Genomic DNA, 18,937 nt, shown 5'->3' on the forward strand with positions numbered 1-18,937 from the left:
TTAAAAAGGATAACCTATGCCTATGTTATAAATTAAATTTTCTTTGCGCCACTGGCTGCTGCCAAAGGCGATGTTATCAATTACCCAACGCTGGCCTTCGGGCAGGTAAGGTTTTCTGATGGGAAAGGCAACATCTAGCCTAACCACCAAGATTTTTGCGTCTACTCTGAGTCCAAGACCTGTGCCTACAGCCATTTCGTTAAAAACATTTTTGAGCTTAAAGCCAGAACCAGGCCTGGCGGTGTTTGGTTTGCCAGGTTCGCCTAAATCTTCTTTTCTTAACCAAATGTTACCGGCATCTATAAAGGCAGCACCCTGCAATATGCTTACAATTGGAAACCGAAGCTCCGAGTTTAACATGATTTTTATGTCTCCCCCTTGATCTGCAAAAATGCTATTAGTGGTATCCTTAAAACTTCCAGGCCCAAGCGATCTAGCTGCAAATGCCCGGATGTCATTACTGCCACCTGCAAAAAACTGCCTAACAAATGGGAGAGAAGTACTATTTCCATAGGCATATCCATAACCTATGTTCAACCTATTTGCCCACTTTAAATTTCTGTTGATTTTAAAATAATCTCTAAAATCTACCTCGCCTCTTACAAATTGTGCCAATGGTACATTGAGTAAACTTTTTTGGCCTGTCGCATCTTTCGGTGTAAACAAGCCCCAAACATTACCCGCAGTCTCCAAACTTCCGAAGAAATACATATTGTTTCTCCGCTCATCTTCCATTTGGTTGGTAAACGTAAAATTATAGTTGCTACCAATTAAGAAATTCTTTTGCAGCGTATAGTTGAAAGCTGGATTCGCTAAAAAAAGGCTATCACGTTTCGCAGAGTCTATATTTGGTTTTACATAGCTTATCGAAATGGGATTGAAAACATGTTCTTTATACTTATTTTCTTTAAAATTATAGCCAAATTCTCCCTTAAATGCGCTGAGTGAATAAAGTGAGCCTCGGTTTAATAATTGGTAAGAAAGTGAAGCGATTGTTCTAGGAATGTATGCGTTTGTGGCATCGAAATGAAAGAACGGAACAATTAGTCTCGGAAAAGTTAGCTTTGTTTCTGCAGTTAAGGAATAAGAGTTTTGCTTTTGCGTACCACCACCAACCTGGGTCTCAAAACCTCCACTTAGGCTCAGGTCTAATTGTTCGCCTGCATGGAATAAATTTCTAGTTGTTTGGGTAACCTTAACTTCAGAACCCACAAAGCCATTTGATTTATTGGTTCCAAGTACAGAAAAGCTTAAAGAATTTTTCTTTAACGGAGTTAAATAAATGTTTAAATCCAGTTGATCGTTTTTACTGCTATCAATTGGCAAAAACTCTGCCCTTACGTCTTGAAAGACACCGACATTTACTAAACGATTTAATGTTTGACTGTGATCGGTACGGTTATAAAGCTCGTTCTTTTTAAAGAAAACCAGTCTATCAAAAAACTTTGGTTTAAAGGTTTTTTTATCATCAAAGATTTCGAAATCGTTATATTCTAACGGTTTTAGATGTCTAATAACGCTATCTCTGCGTAAGCTATAATTAGGGTAAATATCTATATTCTTGATAGTATAGGGCTTTACTGCAGCATCTGGTGCGATATTTTTAATCCTTACATTTATGTTTGCCAAATGGTTGCCTATGGTACTATCTACTTGAAGGATAATGTCATCTGGGCCAAAATAAAAGTATCCCTGTTCTTTTAAATCATTGTCTATGCGCTCACGCTCATTTTTAAACACGTCTAAATCATAAAAATTGCCAGTTTTTAATAGTGTTTTATCTTTATTCTGGGCGATGATTTTAGTTAAATTCCCCGTGTCGGATGGGAAAGTAATGTTATTTAGCTTGTAGCGCTGTCCGGTTACAGCAGTATAAATTGCCTTTCCCTTTTTACCTTTTACAATGGTGTCTCCAGTTACTATTCCCTGCAAGTAACCCTGGCTAATTAAATAACTTCCTAAAACAGCATTGTTGTTTTTTAACTTAACCTCACTTAAAAGTACTGGCGGTTCACCCAATTTGGCGCTTACCCAGTGTTTAAAACCTTTCTGTTTTGTTGGCTTTCCATAAATGTTATACAACAGCAATTTATACCTAATACCAAGAACAGACTTGTTTGGTTTCGGTCTGGTTTTGCTTTCCAAATCGTTCTTTACTGCTTTCTCATCGACAATCTTTTTAGCAGAATCTGGATTGATTATTACCTCTGCACCAGTATACAGATACTGTCCTTCGGGCACGCGCTTCGTAACACTACAACCCGCCCAAACGAAACAGGCCATTAAAAATAATATAGGTCTAATTTGTGGTTTCATTTTTGGGTTTTTGTTGTAATTTTAGTCTTCTTTTCTTCTTACTCTGAAAGATTTCTTTAAACTTGTTGTAGTCTACCACAAGTGTAAACCCTAACCCGGTTTCAATAATTTGCCCTTCTAAAATGGCTTCATTCTGGTTTCGGCGGTACGCCCTTAATCTATATCGGCCATCAGCAGATAAGGCGTACTCTACATTTACATTACCAGCAATATCGGTAGATTTTTGTCCAGGTGTTTGAGGGCCTTCAACATTAAAGGTGCTGCCCACGCTTACGGTAAGCCGATCATTAAGTAGTTTTTTAGATAATCCAACCTGCAAATCTGTTTTTTGTTGCAAAGAGCCGCTAGAATAATCTTCAGAAGAATTTACTCCAAAATTCAAATCCACCCCTTGAATCAAATCTGACGCTAAATTGTTTAGTTGCTCAGTTAATAATTTGCTCACACTTTGACGAGCCAGTGTAGAAACTCCGCCACCGCCACCCGCTAAACTTTGGAACGGGTTATTGGCGATAAATCTGTTAAGAGCCAATAAGGCAAAAACTTGTTTATTAAGCTCGCTTTCGTTCCTATTTACATTTTGAACTGCAGCGTAAACGGTTCCATCTAAAGCATTACGCTCATTTTCTGGCAAATCTAATCTAAAGGATATAATCGGCTTTAACAACTCTCCTTTCATCATCAAATAAACTTGGAACGGCAATTTAGTCTTAGCCTGCGCAGTGGCTGATTCACCTAGAAGATCTATAGGTGCAGCGTTAACTTCATATACTGCTGTTAGGTCTATGTTTGCTTGGGTAGGATCTCCAGTCCAAACAATGGTGCTTCCCTTTTGCAATTTAAATTCTTTTTTGCCCAAAGGCCCAACAGATAAATTGTATGATCCATCAATTACCTCATATCTACCAGTTAAGCTGATTTTGCCACTCGGATCTATCGTGGCATTTAGGTTCGCATTTCCCTTAATGTTTAAGGCATCGCCGTTTGCCGGGTCTACCACCACGTTTAATTCTGCCTCTGGATCTATCACCACTTTGGCCACCAAGTTTAAACCTTTTATCGGCGATTTTGAAACGCTATCTACTTTTAAAGATTTTTCTCCGTTAAATGGTGGCGCATCTGCATCTATAAACTCAACAATTCCTTTTTGATCTATCACGCCAGGATCGCCGGTAGGCAACGCGAAAAAGAACTTGGTGCCTTTGTTAACATTTATATTCATATTAACATCTGGCTGATTTAAATCGCCGCGAATTTTGATGTTGCTGCTTAAAAATACGGTTCCATAAATCAGATCGTTATCTGCTGCGGTAGAATGTAAGGCTCTAAAATTATCGGTCTTAATGTCTAACGCAAAGCGATAGTCTTTATAGTTAGTAGTTAACACCTTGCCGTTTATGGTTGCTTTTTGATTTAAGGAATCGATGATGGTAAAATTGTTAAATGCAATTCCTTCTGGTGTGAACGAAATTTTTTCATTCGGCATCCTAAAATAGGAGTTTACATAGGCAATGGTAAGCCCTGCATTGTTAAAGGTCAAATCGCCGAGTATACTTGGAGAAGCTATGGCGCCTTTAACGGTAAGCGCACCCGATAGCGTCCCTGTTCCATTTTTTATTTGCCCTGCCGACAAACTTTGAACCTTGCTTAAATCAATCTTATCTACGTTTACAGTTAAATCTAATTTGCCTGTTGGTTTAGTATAATAAAATCCATTTACCCTTAAATCGTGCACACCGCTTAAAGCTACGTTTACCTCAAAAGCATCGGCCTTGTTGTTGTTAACTGCCAAACGCAAAGTGCCTAGCTCGTCTTTTAAATACCTTAAATTATCTACTGTTAAGTTTGCTTCGAATTTTGGGCTTCCTGCCAAGTCTTTCACATTGGCCGTGCCATTCAATTTTCCACCAACCAAAGTCGTGTCAGTTTCGGCAAATTTGGTTAAGGTTTCTAATTGGAAATCTTTAAAATTTAAATTTATGGGCGAATTTGGTTTTGTAGGATTGCTGTTGATACTTAACGATTGCCCATTATTGCTTATGTCAAATTGATTCACAAGAATTCCCGATGCTCCAAACTGAATATAGTTTTGAGGAGACACCGTCCACTTTTCATAATTTAATAGAATTTTATTTGGGTCGAGGCTAAATTTAAAATCTTTATTTATGCTTTCGAAAACGCCCGCCAAAGCATACTTTGTTTTTAGCTGTCTGTCTTTTAAGAAGATGTTTACATCTAGTTTGTTAATTGCTGCAGCGCCGTTAACCTCTGTTCCAAACAATTGAACAGACGGACTTACAAAGCTTTTGTTATTAAGTGCATAAGTCAGTTTTTTATCTTTGTTGTCTATATTTAAAGTTGTACTATCCAACTTAAAATCGCCGTACACAATCTGAGGGAAATTTCCGTGGATCTGTAAGCTGTCTTTTTGGGTATCAATTAACCCATTAAATGTGGCAGATTTGAATACCGTTAACGCAGGAACAAAACTCTTTAATGTTTTGCTGTCATATACCTGCAAGGCAAATCTAAATCTCTGTGCCGGAATTTTTTTAACCTCACCAAACTTATAATACTGGTTTATTTGATTAATTATGGCGTCGCCAATTTTTGTAAGTTGATATTTACCATCGATTTTAGCGGATAATATTTCTGATTTTAGCGTTAATTCATTGGCGGTTTCTGTGGCTTTTGCCCGGACAGATATGGTATCTAAATTAATCTTTTGCTGGTCTTTAACCACCTGCATTCCTGTAACGTCTATACTTCCATTCAAATAATCTGCATCGGCTGTGGCCAAATCAACGGTAACTTTCCCGGCAGCTTGCAACACCGTTTTACTAAAGTTTAAAGCTTGCAGATCAACTCTTTTTAAATCAAGGTCGGCATTAATAGCTGGATATTTTCCCGCAAGGTTAACTTTAGCATTTAACGCAAAATTCGCATTGCTATCGGGCATGCTACTTATAATGTTTACCTTTTGGTTTGCATAGCTACCATCTAGTTTTAAATTCCTATAAGTGTATTTATTGTAATAAGCACTAATAACGGTTGCTTTTAGTTTTGCATCTATCTTTTTTGGGTCTAAACCTGTGCCTTCTACATTAGCTTTCAGTGTTACTCGGCCAAGTATAGAATCTCGTTTTAGAAGTCTGCCAAGATTAAAATTATTTAGGCTAATATCGGCAGCGTACTTTTCACGGCCTTTTGGTCCAGACATTTTCGCTTTCAAATCTGCACCGCCTAAATCTGTCCGCACGTTTATGTTGGTGTTAAAGTTGGTAAGCGAACCTTTAAAGGTCCCTTTGGCATCTATTACATTTGGTAAATTTATGCTAGGCGGCAATGATTTTTTTGGAATAAGTACCAACAAGTCCGATTTTGTGATGTGAACCTTGTTCAATTTTAAATCCAGAAATAGCTTATTCATGTCTGGCAAACCCTTTGCAGTTCCACTAATGTCTACTTGTGTACTCGTTAAACCATTTATCTGCAGTTTTGGGATTTGAAGGTTGTTCAAATATCCATTTACAGAAGCATTAACGTTCAATTTTTTATCGGCGTAGTTTGCAGGGATAGCCTTGCTAAAGTAGCTGGCATCTTTTAACCCGATTACGGTATTCTTGAGCACAATATTAAGCTTTACCTTTTCGGGCTGCTTGGTCAGATCATCAATTGAAGTAAAGTTTAACTGCGTATTATTTTGGATGGAAGTATTTGGAGTTTTTAAAATAAAGTTGCTCAGCTTAATTTCTTTATCGTTATAAATGGCATTTCCCTTAAGTACGTCTAGTTGAAAACCGCTTTTATCTTTTAACGAGCCATTGGTTACGTTTGCTTTTATGCCTTGAGCAGAATAACTCAGACTATCTGCACCAAGGTTTAGCCCTGTTATTTTAAGGTGATTAAAATCTAAGCCGGCTTGTGGCTTTGCCGGTAAATTGTCGAATTGCAAGCTATTGTCTGCAAAATCTACTTTGTTTATATTTAATGCCAAAGATGATGGTGTGCCTGCAACTGTATCTCGTTTTATGGTGTCTTTTACAGCAGGTTGTGGTTTAAATGCAAATAAAATGTTAGACTTTTTCAAATGAGCCTCATCAGCACTATATCCACTTTTGCCCAAATCAACCTTTAAATTAACAAAGCCAAGATCGTTAATGTCTGCAATGGCTTTTGTGGTAGAAAGTTCATCTTGGTAGTTAACTTTTACATTATCGACAGAGAATTTTTGTATTTCGACAATAGGAAGCGCGGCCGCCTTGTTTTTACTACTATCTACTTTTTCAACAACTTTATTTACCAGTTGGATAAGTGGTTTTTGTTGCAGGTACGTTAAGCCTGTGTTTTTAAGGGTTAGGGTTTTGATTACGTAATGTTGGTTTGCTAAATCAAAATCCTTAATTTTCGTATCGAATTTTCCGATGTAAATTTTTGCATCGTTACCAGAAACATCGTCTCTGTAGTGCAGGCCAATGTCTTCAAAATTTACCTTGTTAATGGAAAACTTCATGGTAGAAGTACTGTCTTTTTTTACTTGATCTGCTGGCTTTTTTTGTTCGCTGGCAAAGGCATCAACAATAAAAGAAAAGTTAAAAGTAGTGTCTGGCCTTACGCGTGTAACATTTGCCCTTACATGCGCTAAATCTACATTGTTAATCTCTACAGTATTGCTTAAGAGTTTAAATAGGCTAATGTCTACAGAAAGTTTACCTGCGTAAAGTAGGGTGTCGCCTTTCAAATCGGCAATAAAAAACTTGTTAATAACAATGTCTTTTGGAAGGGCAATTTTAATGCTTTCTAGGCTTACGTCGGTATGCGTTTTGTTTTTTAAATAGGTGATCGCTTTGTCTTTCACAAAATTTTGCACCGCAGGGATGTTTAGAGCAACCGCTAACACAACGACCAAAAGTATAATAGAGCCTATTATCCATAATAAAATCTTGAGGCCCTTACGTAAATATCTATTCAATTTTTTTGATTTGTCGGTACTAAAGCTCCAAAATTATGCCATTATTTTAACTTTACACACAAAAGTTATAATATAATACCACATTAATGGGAGATTGTTTGAAAATAGGTAAAATTACGTATTGATCACATCTTTACTTTGTTTTTAGATAAGAAAATAAGTGATTTTATCGAAGATGAAGAAGCCTGTGGAAAAAAGCTTCAATTTGATGCGTTAAAAACTTAGTACAGTAAAAGCCCTACCATCCTTTTTATTATATTTACCGCTGCCAATTTTTTTAATACATGAGTGAAGATTTACAACCAGAAGCAAACGACGAGAACAAAAGAACCATCATCCCAATTAACGGATTATACGAAAACTGGTTCTTAGATTATGCCTCTTATGTAATTTTAGATAGAGCAGTGCCGCACATTAACGATGGGCTAAAACCTGTGCAGCGCCGTATTATGCACTCGCTTAAAGAAATGGACGATGGACGTTTTAACAAAGCGGCCAACGTTATCGGCAATACCATGAAATACCATCCGCATGGCGATGCATCTATTGGAGACGCAATGGTACAAATGGGGCAAAAGGATTTGTTAATTGATATGCAAGGCAACTGGGGCGATCCTATTACCGGCGACAGCGCCGCTGCGCCCCGTTACATCGAAGCAAGATTATCTAAGTTTGCTAACGACGTGGTGTTTAATGCCGATACAACCATTTGGCAGTTAAGTTACGATGGCAGAAACAACGAGCCAATTACGCTGCCCGTAAAATTTCCGTTGTTGTTGGCACAAGGCGCAGAAGGTATTGCGGTTGGCTTGGCCACTAAGGTTATGCCACACAATTTTATAGAGCTGATTGATGCGTCTATCGAAGTTTTAAAAGGAAACAGGCCAGATATTGTTCCCGATTTTTTTACCGGCGGTATGGCCGATTTTTCTAATTACAACGAAGGACAGCGTGGAGGTAAAATAAGAGTTCGGGCAAAAATTACCGAGAAAGACAAAAAAACCTTGGTTATTACCGAAGTGCCGTTTAGCACCACAACAGGATCTATAATAGACAGCATTCTCTCAGCAAACGATAAGGGAAAGATTAAAATTAAGAAGATAGAAGACAATACCGCTGCAAAAGTAGAAATTGTAGTGCACCTTGCTCCAGGTATTTCGCCCGATGTAACCATTGATGCGCTTTATGCCTTTACGGCCTGCGAGGTTTCTATCTCTCCAAATACGTGTATCATTAAAGATGACAAGCCTCAGTTTTTGAGTGTGAACGACATCTTGATAGAGAATACCAAGAACACCAAAAACCTGCTAAAAAGAGAACTGGAGATTAAGTTGCACGAATTGCAGGAACGCATATTCTTTAGCTCATTGCTCAAAATATTTATTCAGGAGGGTATGTACAAAAACCCTGAGTATGAGAACTCGAGTAATTTTGAGGCCGTTGTAGAAGTGTTGCATAGACTTTTCGAACCATTTAAACCGTCTTTATATAGAGAGATTTTACCAGAGGATTTTAAGAAGCTTATTGATAAACCGATGAGCAGCATTACCAGATTCGATGTAAAAAAGGCCGATGAGTTGATGCGCAACTTGGAGGACGACATTAAAGTGGTAAAGGGGCATTTAAGGCATTTAACAGATTATGCGATCGCTTGGTACCAAAAACTTAAAGATAAATATGCCAAAGGCAGAGAACGTAAAACAGAAATTAGGTTTTTTGATAAAGTAGAAGCCACAAAAGTAGCGTTAGCCAACGTTAAATTGTACATGAACCGAGAGGATGGATTTATAGGCACGGGATTAAAGAAAGACGAATTTATTGCAGACTGTTCTGATATCGATGAGATTATTGTTTTTAAGGGCGATGGAAGTTGCGTAATTACCAAGGTGGCCGATAAAACCTTTGTCGGCAAAGACATTATTCATGCCCAGGTTTTTGCCAAAAATGATGAGCGCACCGTTTATAACATGATTTATAAAGACGGCGCAAGCGGCACAAGTTACATGAAGCGCTTTGCGGTAGTTGGCGTTACGCGAGATAAGGAATACGATTTAAGTAAGGGTGGCAGCAAGGGAACGAAAGTTTTATATTTTACGGCAAACCCCAATGGCGAGGCAGAAGTGGTAAACATCGCTTTGCGGCCCCATTCTAAACTGCGCAAATTGCAGTTCGATTTAGATTTTGCAGAAGTGGCCATTAAAGGCCGTGGGGCAAACGGTAACATTGTTTCCAAATTTCCTGTTAAAAAGATAACGCTTAAAAGTAAAGGGGTTTCTACCCTATCGGGATTAAAAATTTGGTACGATGATTTGCTAAAAAGGCTAAATGTAGATGAACGCGGTAGGTATTTGGGCGAATTTGATGGAGATGATAAAATTTTGCAAGTGCATAATGATGGGAGCTACGAGTTAAGCACTTTTGATTTGAGCAACCATTTTGATGCAGATTTATTGTTAATCGAAAAATTTGATGCGGAGAAAATATTTGCTGCTATTCAGTTTGAAGGTAAAAGCCAAAATTATCTAGTTAAACGGTTTGCGTTTGACGCACAATCGGTAGGTAAGAAAGTGTTTTTTATAAGCGAAGAGCAAAAATCTAAGTTGTTGTTTTTAACTTCTAATCCAGCTGCCAAGGCAATTGTAAAGATATTAAAAGGCAGAAGTCAGACTCCAGAGACATTAGAGCTAGTCTTGGCCGATCAAATAGATGTAAAAGGTTTTAAGGCGAATGGCAACCGACTTTCAACACACGATGTGCAAAAGGTTAAATTAGAAGAACCGGAGGAGGTTGAACCCGAAGTCGAGGTTAAGATTGAGGCCGATGTTAAGGCTGAGAACGTGATTGAGAAAGAAGCTGAGACACCAAAGACTAAAGGCCAAAGCGAAGATGAGCGTGAGGTTAAGGTTGAGGCTGAGGATAAGACGAAGGGCGAAGCTGAGACTGAGGTTAAGGTTGAAGACAAGACCAACGCTGAAAGACCAAAGACTAAAGACCAAAGCGAAGTGGAGCAGAAGGTTAAACCAACAGAGCAAAAGATAAAAGAGGACAAACCAACCGAAGCCCCTAAGCTGGCGAAAAAAATAGATCTCGAAATTACCAATCCAAATGATATTGACATGGATGATAAAGGTCAGTTTGGGTTGTTTTAATAATTTATAATGAAGAGAGGGATTTTAATTTTATTTTTTTTCTGTACTTATTCTGCTTTTGCTCAGCAAAAAGATGTGGATAAAGCGGTTCAGAAATTTATAGTTCAATTTAATCAGGCTAAATATGACTATATATATCAAACTTTGAGTGCGAAATACAAATTAACAGTCTCTAAAAACACACTTGAGATGTATATGGTTAATATTCACAGAATGACATCGGGTATCAAGTCTGCCAAATTTGTTTCTGCGCACGGACAAACATTTAATTACTATTTTATTTGTGAAGACGAAGCAACGAATGCAGATTTTCAATGCGCCTTAAATGCCGATGGTAAATTTGATTATTTATCGTTTAAAAGAGTTGGCGGAACCGGTAATCCGCCAACTGTCGGGAAAATAAAAAACTAGTATTAGAGCCTGTTTAAAATTCGATAAAATAAAATCGTTATTGTCAGCTCGGTGGGGTCGGCCTCGCAGCAGTTTGGAGGAAAAAACGCCTAAAGCTGCTTGCAGAATACTGTCGGGTTGCTCGTGCGGAAAGGATCCGCAGCCGCGCGCAGGGGAAAAGCAAGGGTTAGGCCTCGAAGCATCGATATTAAATAGCTTGGCGAATTTTTACCCAAAGAGGTGCCAATCTTGAGTTTATTCACGAGTGTTTATTGATTAAATGCGTTCATGATCTCGCAGAAATGCTCAGTTCTGCTACTTTTTTTTCAAGTCTATGTGGTTGCAGAACCAAATCTCAAAAATAGATAAATTTGTGGCAGGGCGCTTAGAAACCTTGCCAAAGGTAATTCTTTTTACGGCAGAAGATATATCGAAATTTGGATAACACGGAGTTCTAAAACAGCAATTTTGGAATACCGGCGCAATCCCGAAGGGATTGAATGTTTATAGAAAACATTGTATTAAAAATTATTCGACCCTGTCGGGGTCGTATGCTGCAAAAAGGAATTGGTGCTGTAGACATTTGAACCGTTCCGGTTCAGGTTGAGGATATGTAAAAGGGCAAGGTATTTGGTTTCAATTTTAAAGAACATTATTTTCAAATCAGGTTTATGTGGCTGTGGGACAGAATCTCAAAAATAGATGACTTTGCAGACGATTTCTTAAAAATCAACTAGCTGTAATTTGCTATATAGTAGAAAAAAGTTGGACTCCCGTCCGGCCAACACAGTATTGGGTAAAGCAGAGGCCGATTTTGGCAAAGAGAATAAAAATTATAAAATTTAAACAGGCTTTTATTCTTTTTAATTTTAAAAACTATATTTGCCACACTCAAAGGGGTGCTGGTTATTTTAGTTTTCAAACTAGATAAATCGGCTGAGATTATACCCATTTTTAGAGTTCTAAGTTAAACGTTATAAGTTGTAAGTGGATACACTTAATACTTATAACCTACAACTTCCCACTTTAAAAGCACCTGATGCGGGTAATGCCGCCGTAGGGATTGGTTATTTAGATTTCTGGCTGTTCTTAGCCCCTGAAACAGTTTTTTACGTATCGCCTAAGGGCAATGATAAGAGACATGGATTTTCAGCATTGGTTTGACCTTTTCAAAACACAAATTTTAGAGACTTCCTGGCTAGAGGCGCTGGCAGTCGGTTTTGGCGTCGCCGAAGTGCTGTTCGCCAAACGCAACAACATTTGGCTATATCCTACGGGAATTATATCGGTGCTTTTGTCCATGTATTTGCTGTTCAATGTGCAGCTTTATGCAGAAACATTATTAAACATTTATTACTTGGTAATGAGTGTTTATGGCTGGGTCATCTGGAAAAAAACCAAGGAAGCTGGAGCTATGCAGGTTTCATGGTCTTCTAAAAAGGAGTTATCAATTGCAATTTTTATTTCCGTTTTTGGATTTATCCTCCTTTATTTAGTACTCCACCATTTCACAAACTCTGATGTGCCCATTTGGGATGCATTTGTATCTGCTACCGCTTGGGCGGGAATGTGGTTGTTGGCGAAACGTAAAATAGAAAATTGGATTTTTCTAAACATTTCCAACTTAGTCGCCATTCCGTTGCTTATACATAAACACCTCGCCATGTTTGCCGTGTTAACGCTTGTGCTGTTTGTAGTAGCCATTTTTGGGTTCTTAGACTGGAAAAAAATCATCAAAAACAAAAAAACAATAGCTTAAATGGAATTACAGAAAGATAATAGTTGGGAAGCAGTTGTGCAAGAATATGCAGCCGCGTCAGAAGAGTTGGGGAAATTACACCCGGCAATTTTAGAGCAGGCTTATAAAGAAAATTGGTTTAAGTTATTTGTGCCGAAAATTTATGGTGGTGCTGGCAAGCAGCTACCGGAGATTTTGAGGCTAGAAGAACAATTGGCGGCTGCAGATGGGAGTTTGGGATGGATTGTTACGCTTTGTGCAGGTGCGGCATGGTTTGCAGGTTTCTTAGATCCTGCACTGGCGACTACGGTTTTTGCAGATGAAAAAGTTTGCTTTGCGGGCAGCGGTGCTGTTGGCGGTACGGCCATTAAAACGGACGATGGCTATATCATTAATGGACATTGGAAATATGCCAGCGGAGCATTACACGCTACTATATTTACGGCAAATTGTAAGGTTGTTGATGGTAATGGCGCTAATAACGCTCAAAGTGATGGAAATGCGGAGGTGCTTTCGTTCATTTTAAAAAAAGAAGAAGTTAAAGTTTTAGAAGGTTGGGCCTATTTTGGTTTGGTTGCGACAGGTAGCCATGCCTTCGAAGTGAAGAATTTATTGGTGCCCTTTAATCGAAGTTTTAAAATTAACGAAGACATAAAAATAGCAAACGATGGGTTTGATTATCCTTTTTTGCAATTGGCAGAAACTACTTTAGCAGTAAACAGTTTAGGCATGTGCAATCATTTTTTAGCACTCGTAAAAGATGTTTTTTTAAGTCGGTCTGGTTTAAATAGGTTTTCTAAGGCAGAGCTACAACTCTTTGAAGAACTTTTAACGTCATCACTACAAGAAATAGAACAAGTACGTACAGCATTTTATAATGCCTTAGATGAATCTTGGAGCCAACTTATAGCAAATAAAGCAATTGAAGAAGGCAAACTCTTCGAAGTGAGCGACACAAGCAGAAAGCTGGTACACGCTTGTTGGAGAAACGTGCAAAAACTATATCCTTATTGTGGCCTAGAGGCCGCAAATAAACATTCGGAGATTAACCGGGTTTTTAGAGACGTGCATACAGCTAGTCAGCATGCGCTGTTAACTTTCGAAAAAAGTTATTGAGCTTATTATGCTTTTGTGAACTTTCATTGAATTATGCGAAAAAGGACGACGATAATTAAGCTCCTTTTCATACTATTTGGATCGGCGTTTTTACCACCTGTATTACTTCTATTTTGTGGTAGAGACTGCTTCGTTCCTCACAAGAATGCGGCGGGGAAATCCTTGCGAGTAACGAAGCAATCTCATTTGCAGAGTATTGTTTTCTCCACAATTTAATACTGATGAAAGGCATCAGTAACAAACTTTAGCGCTTCGGGCAAAGAAGCTCGCCAATAGGTCCAAGAATGGTGGCCATCTCGCACTCTAAACTCATGTGGAATTTTCTTTGCCAACATAGCGATGTGTATATTGCAATTATCTACCGATAGAAAATCGTCATCGCCACAATCTATAAACCACCTAACCGAAGAAATTTTATCTGTTGGTAAAACTTCAACTTGTTGCAATGCATTGTAATTCTGGATATATGCTTTGGTTTTCTCATCGGCATTTGCATCGGCTCTAATACCTGGAGACCCACTCATTACGTAAGATGACGAAAATAGTTCTGGATGATGCATCGCATAAATATAAGATGCGCCACCGCCCATAGATAGTCCTGCAATTGCTCTGAAGCGTCTTTCGCTTTTAATTCTAAATTTCTTCTCAATCTCAGGCATAAATTCTTTGAAGAAATAATCTTCGTATCTCCACTTACCATCGATTGTGTTAAAATATCCAATAATGTCGTTGTTGCCATTGGGCATTACAATAATCATTGGGGTGGCGCTGCCATCTTCAATTGCTTTATCTGTTATTCTTTTTAGTTCGCCAAATTGTATCCATCCGGTCTGGTCGTCTCCGTGTCCGTGAAATAGATATAAAACAGGATAGCTTCTCTCCGAATTGTCATAACCTGGAGGTAAATAAACGGCGTACTTCTGTTCCGTATTTAAAATTTTGCTTTTGATCGTTAAGTTATCGAAAACCTTACTGCCAGTTTGGGCTAATAATATGGTTGGTAAAAAGGTTAGAAGAAATAGAAGTTGAATTGGTTTTTTCATGATTTATATTGGTTGACTGATGTAATTTATTAACTTATAAAAGGCTAATTTTTAGTGGTTTTTATTTAATAAACTTGGTTTTAGCATATATTGCGCACTAATTTTGGGTTGAGATTGCTTAGTTCCTAGCAACCTTTTTAGATGTTCTGTAATCGATTTCAAGTTAATGTTCCTGCAAAATCTTCAATATTAACGACTAAAACGCACCAGAAAATACTTTTTGCTCCTTTTGTCCGTATGGTTTTAACAGCAAATCTACATTACCCTTTAATAAATCCTCCGATGCTTCCATTGTAACCTCTTTCTCCTCGCCAGGCATCAAGGTAATGTAATTATCGTTCATAATAATTGGTAGAACTCTTTTTCCTGTGCTTTTATTCACTAACCGTAACCTATTGGCAAATGCCACCGTTTTTGAATTATTTTTTAAGATGAAGCGTAAACTGCCATTACCGGTTGCTTTATTTGAAGCCTGTTCTTTCATCTCAACAGAAACATTTGCCTTCGGTAGAGCATTTAACGAGGTATAGTCTAAATCGTTCACGGCATTTCTCCAATAGAAATTCTCTGAAATCAGTTTGTCATTAGCGTCTTTCAATTCCAATTTTATAAATTGAAAGACGTTCTCTCCTTGGATGTTTTTCCCAAGATCATCGTTCTTTTCAGTCTTAAAATTAAGAATAAATGCTTCTGCTTTATCACTTGCCGAGACATTTACAGTGGTGTCTTTGCCAAATTTAGCAAGTGCTTTTCCATTTAAATCATAAATTGTAGCCTTAACTTTAGCGCCTTTTAAATCTTTAGCAGTGGTATTTATTACCTTTACACTATTGTTTGAGCTGTTCCATTGAACATGCAGCGGTTCGCATGCTTGTTTTGCACCCCAATAAGCGCCGGTCGCATCATAATAATAATCATAAGTTTGCCAAACGAAAGACGGATAGGCAGACTGGCTCATCCAAATTAAAATGCCCGATGCGTCATTCCACATTTTATCGTTCCAAGCCTCATACATTCCTTTCATCACCTCCAAATTTATCAGCTGCGCCTTTTCGGTAAATTCTTCTAAACTTTTCGATTGGCCATATTGAAAATTTACCGCTATTTTATAATTTACCGGATTTGCATTAGAAGCCTCTTTTCCGAAAAAATGCTTGTTCCAAACGTTATCCTCCTGCTTTCTCAATTCCTCATCGGTAGGCAGAGGCCATTGGTTTTCTTTGGGAATAAATTCTTGTATACTCTCATAAGTAGGAAAAGTTGCCGTGCCTATTTCAGAACGCATGCCATAACCGTGATCTATCCCGTAAGGATATGGAGGTTTGTTCCATGCTAAATTGCTGCCAGAGTTTTCAAAATGTTGTTTTGGCGGTCGATTTCCCCACCATCCGCTGCCAGATAAGCCATCTTGATTGGACGAAGATTTATACATCCTATCGTTGTGGTCTTCGCTCGCAATAATACTCCTTAAATGATTATCTAGTTCTGGTTTAGGGTGGGTTTCATTTGCGCCGCACCAAAGCGCAATACTGGCGTGGTTTCTTAAACGCTTAACTTTATCTAGCGCGTTCATTTTAAAATCCTCACCATTTGCAACATCGTTATAAGCAACATAGAGCCAAAAATCGTCCCACACCATAATGCCGTATTTGTCGCAATAATCGTAGAATGCATCATCTGTAACACAACCAGTCCAAAGCCTAATCATATTATAATTCATGTCTTTATGCAGCTTAATTTTGGTCTCGTACTCTTTTCCCTGGCACCTTAGCAGGTATTCGCTCATGCCCCAACTCCCACCTTTTATAAACAGCTTTTGTCCGTTTATGTAAAAAGTCATTACTGGCCAACCTACATTGTTTTTTTCAAAACGATACTCATATTTTTTAATTCCAAAAGTAATTTCTTTTTCGTCAGATACTTGTCCATCTACCGTTGTTGTTAATTTACAAGTATATAAATTTGGCTCGCCATAACCATTTGGCCACCAAAGTTTTGGGTGCTCAATTAAAAACTGTGGAAAGTCTTTTCTATCGAGATAAAATGTTTTAGTTGCGCCAGAATCGAGGGTAATTTTTTTCGAAAATTTAATGTCGCCAGGTTGGATTACACCAGAAAATGTCACCTCTTTTTTTGTGTTCGACGAATTTTTTAATTCAGAAGATACAAAGAGATAAGCATAATCGTTAGATTCCAGTTGCGACCTGATCCAGGGGTCTTCCATGGTTATGTCGCCATTTATTTCTACAAACGCATCTCCGGTAATGCCCGCCAATCTTCCGGGTACGTAGGGCGTCCAATCCCAACCAGCAGCAGCGAGATAAGTTGGACTGGCCGTTACGCCGAACCCTTCTTTAGAATTGCGCTGTTTCTTTTGGTCTGCATCTGTAATCAACACTGCAATTACATTTTTTACAGAGTCTTTTAATAAATCTGTCACATCATATTTTGTGCGAAGCATGTGCCCGCTTACATCTTTGGTAGAAGTTGGCGTTCCAGATAATTTAGTGCCGTTGAAATAAAAATCGGCATATCTATTTGTGTTGTTAAAATGAAGCCATACTTTTTGCCCTTTTTTATACGATGCAGGTAGCTCAAACTCTGTTCTGTACCAAAATGGGCGGTTGTATTTCGATTCATCTACTTTCCAGATATTGTCTGCATAATTCGGGTCTTTTTCTTTGCCCGCTTGAACATAAGCAGTAAATACCACTCCTGGCACAATGCCTTTAACGTAGTCTAACATTTTAAAACCTGGCGTAGAAATCTCGTTTCCTGTGTTGGGCAAATCTGCTTGGGGCTTTATTTGCCATTCAATCTGCGGATTATTGCTGTCGAGCGATAATTTTGTAGTTTGGGAATAGCAACAAAACGAGGAGATAATAAAAATAAATATTAATCCTATTTTGTGAGTTAATGTGCACATGTATAAATATTTAAAGTTGGTTTTGTTAAATGGGGCTTGGATAATTGTGTCTGTGCCACTATTTTCTAAATTTCGTTGCTTATTTCTTTACAGTTCCGGATTATAGATCGCAACTGCAACCCTAGAATCTGCGCAGCCATAGTATAAAAACCATTTCTGTTTAAAGTAAACCAATCCTTCTACAAAAACGGTTCCTGCTGGGTATTGGCCACTTTTCTCAAAATTTTCTTTTGGCTGGAAAAAAGGCTTATCCAACCGTGCAATCACGCTTTTAGGGTTTTTCTTATCAAACAATATTTGTCCGGCCGCATACGTGTTTGGGGTATAATTTTTGTCGCCGTTAGTACCTAGGTCGTTTTTGCCATTGTATAATAAAACAATTCCCTGATCTGTTAACACAGCGGGCGGGCCACATTCTGTTAGCGCGCTGTCGAAAAAACCTTTCCGCGGAGAAACGATTGCTTCTAAATCTCCATTTTGATTTAAAGAAGGTGTCCAATCTATCAAATTATCAGATGTGGCAAGGTTGACGAATTTTTCGCCCCAGTACATCAAATATTTTCCGTTGATTTTTGTGATAACCTGTTTTCCATTTTTTACTTTGGTAACAATCGAAGCGGATTTACTTGCAAGGTCAAGAAATTTACCATCATAAGCTTTTCCGAAAGCTGGTCCATGTTTTTCCCAGGTTATTAGGTCTTTAGAAACTGCTACAGCTAAGCGAGGCACTTTTTTATTCCATTGTGTATACAGCATGATGTAGCGTCCATCTGCCGTGCAGGCCACTCTAGGGTCTTCGCAACCGCCCGGCCATTCATATTTTTTCTGGCTATCGTTTGCTGGAAATAGTACAGGAGTAGTACGTCTATGCATAGAAATACCATCTGCGGTAGCGGCTAATCCAATTCTAGAAGTGCGTTCGCCAATGCCCAAGCCAGATCTATCTTCTGCGCGATAAAGCACATAAATGCTGTCGCCTTTTACAGCTGCTGCGGGATTAAAGGTATCATTAGATTCCCATTTGATCACTTTGCCGCTCATTGGGTCTTTAAAAGTAGTGTTGGCATTTGGTAGAATGACAGGTTTAGGATTTGCAGGTCGTTCAAACGTGCCTAATGCCCATCCTTGTTTTTTACTTGTTAGCGTTTTCTCCGAGCATCCGCCGAAGGCGATAGACAGCAACAAAAAAGCCGTTAAATGTCTTTTACTGAAATGCGTATTGCCTATTTTATTTGCTGTCATAGCTAGCCTTTTAGTATACATGATTTATTTTTTTTGAATTGCAAC

The 18,937-nt window shown here is 38.3% G+C and carries 9 protein-coding genes; 4 read left to right on the top strand and 5 right to left on the bottom strand.

Features of this window, described 5'->3' with window-relative positions; genetic code table 11:
- Together tamL and ABIB40_RS03180 are read right to left on the bottom strand one after the other, a co-directional pair.
- Nucleotides 1-2,316, bottom strand: a complete 2,316-nt coding sequence (tamL, locus tag ABIB40_RS03175) for a translocation and assembly module lipoprotein TamL (RefSeq protein WP_354355892.1) — start codon at nucleotides 2,314-2,316, stop codon at nucleotides 1-3.
- Nucleotides 2,300-7,186 carry a translocation/assembly module TamB domain-containing protein gene (locus tag ABIB40_RS03180; protein ID WP_354355894.1) on the bottom strand — a complete coding sequence of 1,629 codons (4,887 nt, stop codon included), beginning with the start codon at nucleotides 7,184-7,186 and terminating at the stop codon, nucleotides 2,300-2,302. Before ABIB40_RS03180 ends, tamL begins: the two co-directional genes overlap by 17 nt.
- Nucleotides 7,187-7,572: 386 nt before the next feature.
- Here ABIB40_RS03180 and ABIB40_RS03185 point away from each other — a divergent pair, with 386 nt between their 5' ends.
- The 4 genes from ABIB40_RS03185 (at nucleotide 7,573) to ABIB40_RS03200 (ending at nucleotide 13,681) form a co-directional block, all read left to right on the top strand.
- The gene (locus ABIB40_RS03185; protein WP_354355896.1) at nucleotides 7,573-10,437 is read left to right on the top strand and encodes a DNA gyrase/topoisomerase IV subunit A; all 2,865 of its coding nucleotides are present in this window, start codon (nucleotides 7,573-7,575) and stop codon (nucleotides 10,435-10,437) included.
- 9 nt (nucleotides 10,438-10,446) lie between these two features.
- Entirely contained in the window at nucleotides 10,447-10,848 is a 402-nt protein-coding gene (locus ABIB40_RS03190) for a hypothetical protein (protein WP_354355898.1), read from the top strand.
- Between the two features lie 1,108 nt (nucleotides 10,849-11,956).
- Nucleotides 11,957-12,586 carry a nicotinamide riboside transporter PnuC gene (gene pnuC, locus ABIB40_RS03195; RefSeq protein ID WP_354355900.1) on the top strand — a complete coding sequence of 210 codons (630 nt, stop codon included), beginning with the start codon at nucleotides 11,957-11,959 and terminating at the stop codon, nucleotides 12,584-12,586.
- Nucleotides 12,587-13,681 carry an acyl-CoA dehydrogenase family protein gene (locus tag ABIB40_RS03200; protein WP_354355902.1) on the top strand — a complete coding sequence of 365 codons (1,095 nt, stop codon included), beginning with the start codon at nucleotides 12,587-12,589 and terminating at the stop codon, nucleotides 13,679-13,681.
- A gap of 212 nt (nucleotides 13,682-13,893) precedes the next feature.
- On the opposite strand, the gene ABIB40_RS03205 is transcribed toward ABIB40_RS03200, so the two are convergent.
- The 3 genes from ABIB40_RS03205 to ABIB40_RS03215 all read right to left on the bottom strand — a co-directional run bounded on the left by ABIB40_RS03205 (nucleotide 13,894) and on the right by ABIB40_RS03215 (nucleotide 18,892).
- Complete coding sequence (locus ABIB40_RS03205; RefSeq protein ID WP_354355904.1) at nucleotides 13,894-14,724, bottom strand: alpha/beta hydrolase; 831 nt, start codon at nucleotides 14,722-14,724, stop codon at nucleotides 13,894-13,896.
- 196 nt (nucleotides 14,725-14,920) lie between these two features.
- A complete protein-coding gene (locus ABIB40_RS03210) occupies nucleotides 14,921-17,650 on the bottom strand; it encodes a glycoside hydrolase family 2 protein (RefSeq protein WP_354355906.1) in 2,730 nt (909 codons plus the stop codon).
- An 87-nt stretch (nucleotides 17,651-17,737) separates the two neighbouring features.
- The gene (locus ABIB40_RS03215) at nucleotides 17,738-18,892 is read right to left on the bottom strand and encodes a beta-1,2-mannosidase (RefSeq protein WP_354355908.1); all 1,155 of its coding nucleotides are present in this window, start codon (nucleotides 18,890-18,892) and stop codon (nucleotides 17,738-17,740) included.
- Nucleotides 18,893-18,937 lie beyond the last annotated feature (45 nt).

This window comes from Pedobacter sp. UYP30, assembly GCF_040547165.1.
Lineage (GTDB): Bacteria > Bacteroidota > Bacteroidia > Sphingobacteriales > Sphingobacteriaceae > Pedobacter.